Here is a 2,564-nt window from a genome sequence, read left to right on the forward strand (position 1 = left end):
TGTAGCGCGACAATCTGGATGGGAAGCCAGCGACAATCAGGATGGCCATTTTGGCGGTCGCGGCGGGAGGATGATTGTCGCGGCCCGACGATAACGCAAGCGATATTTTCGTGACGCGTGATTTGATTGTCGTGGAGCGACAATCAGGCTGAGCCTTTGATTGTCGCGCGCGTTGGCGGACGTCCGGCGCCTCGAGCCTTGTCGACAGCCGCTTTCCGCCGATAGCTGTCGACATTCATCTCCAGGATCGTTGCGTGATGAACAAGGCGATCGATGGCGGCGAGGGTCATAGCTTGGTCCGGGAAGATTTTTCCCCATTCGCCGAATGGTTGATTGGCGGTGATGAGCATCGATCGCCGCTCATAGCGGGCGCTGATCAGCTCGAACAGAACGCTGGTCTCGGCTTGATCCTTGGTGACGTAGGCGAGATCGTCGAGAATCAGCAGATGATATTTGTCGAGTTTGGCGATCGCCGCTTCGAGCGCGAGATCACGGCGCGCGATCTGGAGTTTTTGCACGAGATCGGTGGTTCTGGTGAACAACACACGCCAGCCCTTTTCGATCAGGGCCATGCCGAGCGCCGCCGCCAGATGCGATTTACCTCCGCCAGGCGGGCCAAAACACAAGAGATTGGCGCCCTTTTCGAGCCAGGCGTCACCGGCGGCGAGCGCCTGCACCTGCGCCTTTGAGATCATCGGCACGGCATCAAAGTCGAACGCGTCGAGGGTCTTTCCCGGCGGTAGGCGCGCCTCCTCCAGATGACGTTCGAAGCGGCGCCGGCTTCGCTCCACCATCTCCTGTTCGGCAAGAGCGGCCAGGAAGCGGGCGGCGGGCCAGCCTTGCTTGTCGGCGGTCTCCGCCAGGGCGGCCCAGATCAGCTTGATGCCGGGCAGCCGCAGTTCGCTGAGCAGCAGTTCGATACGGGCTGCGTCGATCTTGACGGTCGCGTTCATGCGGCTTCTCCCACGGCCGCGGCGATCTGGTCGTAGATGGCGAGCGACGGTAGCGTGACGATAACGACCGGCAGTGCCATGCCCTTCGGGCGGAAGCGTTCGATCAGCGCCTTGAGATCGGGGAGGATGCCGTCGTCGAGCGTGGCTTGCAGCACAGCGCCGAGTTCCGCCTCGCAGGCACGTTCGTGTGCGAGCGCCAGAAGACCGACCATGGTGCGGCAGGCTGGTCTCTCGCCAATTCCAGCGAGCAAGGCGTCGAACGCAAGGGCGTAGGCGCGGCGAGGAAAGAGCTGGTCGCGATAGACCAGATTGAGCAGCGCCATCGGCTTGCGGCGCAGGGAGTGGATGACATGGCGATAGTCGATGACATGGCCATGCTTGCCGTTTGGCTGCGCTCGCCCGCGCCGCAAGGTGACGATGTGCGTGGCGCCCTGGAAGCATTCGAGCCGGTCATCATAAAGCCGCACGCGCAGCCGGTGACCGATCAGCCGGGATGGGACCGAGTAAAACACCTTACGCAACGTGAAGGCGCTGGATGTCGTGACGTCGACGTTGACCTCCTCATAATCGGCGGTCTTGCGGACCGGCAGTTTCTTCAGCACCATCCGCTCCTGATCGATGCGCTTGGCATTGCGCGCGTTGCCGCGGCCAACGATCTCGTCGACGAAGCCCCGCCATGCCGCAAGATCGTCGAAGTCGCGCGAGACGCGCAGCAACAGGGCGTCGGCGAGCGCTCTTTTGAGATGGCCATGCGCGCTTTCGATCGAGCCGTTCTCATGCGACACGCCGGCATTGTTGCGGGTCGGCGTCATGCCGTAGTAGCCGCAGAACGCCTCGTAGCGTGTCGTCAAATCCTCTTTGGCGTCGGCGCCGAGATTGCGGAAGGCGGCCGAAAGGCTGTCGCTTCGGTGCTGCTCGGGAACCCCGCCCAGCGACCACAGGGCGTTCTGCAACCCTTCCGCCAGTGCGACAAAACTTTCGCCGCCGAGGACGACATGGGCGTGTTCGAAGCCGGAGAAGGGCAAACGGAAGTGATAGAGCCGGCAGTCCAGCAGCTGGCCGGCGATGGTGATGCCGAGGTCGGCGACCTCGGTGAAGTCCGACAATCCCATGCGGCCAGGTGGATGTTCCTGGCGGAAGATCACCTCCCGATCCGGGCCGTTTACCGCTCGCCACGCCCGAATCCGCCGCTCAAGCGTTCGCCGCGTCCCGGAGCCCAGCTCCGGATGCCGGCGGCATAGTTCCTCGAACACGGAGATCGGCCGTAAGCCAGGGGCGGCCTTCAGCATCGGAAGGACGTCGTTCTCCCAGACATCGGCGAATGGATCAGCCCGGCGACGTTCGCGGGGCGACTTCTTCTGGGTGGGAAGTCGGGGATCCTTTTCGAACCGGTAGGCGGCGGATGTGCTGAAACCAGCCTTGGCAGCGGCGATGGCTGGTGAATGGTTGCGACGCAAGCTCATGAAAAGCCTCATTTGTTGATCGGTGACGTGTCGGCCAGCCAAGGAATTGGGGTCCTCTCGAATGAGAAAACCGATCCCTTACCAGCCGCCGTTACCGCCAAATGAGGCCCCTCCGGGCGTCGACGCCGCTGCCGGGGTAACTCCGGTC

Annotated in this window: 2 protein-coding genes; both read right to left on the reverse strand. The window is 62.9% G+C overall.

Features of this window, described 5'->3' with window-relative positions; all coding sequences use genetic code 11:
* Positions 1 to 143: 143 nt before the first annotated feature.
* Positions 144 to 953 carry an IS21-like element helper ATPase IstB gene (istB, locus tag IVA82_RS33775; protein ID WP_247383842.1) on the reverse strand — a complete coding sequence of 270 codons (810 nt, stop codon included), beginning with the start codon at positions 951 to 953 and terminating at the stop codon, positions 144 to 146.
* Positions 950 to 2,428, reverse strand: coding sequence for an IS21 family transposase (istA, locus tag IVA82_RS33780; protein WP_247383843.1), 1,479 nt, complete (start codon positions 2,426 to 2,428; stop codon positions 950 to 952). The genes istB and istA overlap by 4 nt, the downstream gene beginning before the upstream one ends.
* Between the last annotated feature and the right edge of the window lie 136 nt (positions 2,429 to 2,564).

It is taken from the genome of Bradyrhizobium sp. 142 (assembly GCF_023074015.1).
Lineage (GTDB): Bacteria > Pseudomonadota > Alphaproteobacteria > Rhizobiales > Xanthobacteraceae > Bradyrhizobium.

What these genes read in the sequence shown, in the direction of transcription:
- istB (WP_247383842.1), bottom strand. Translation starts at nt 953, where the DNA reads ATGAACGCGACCGTCAAGATCGACGCAGCCCGTATCGAACTGCTGCTC.
- istA (WP_247383843.1), bottom strand. Translation starts at nt 2,428, where the DNA reads ATGAGGCTTTTCATGAGCTTGCGTCGCAACCATTCACCAGCCATCGCC.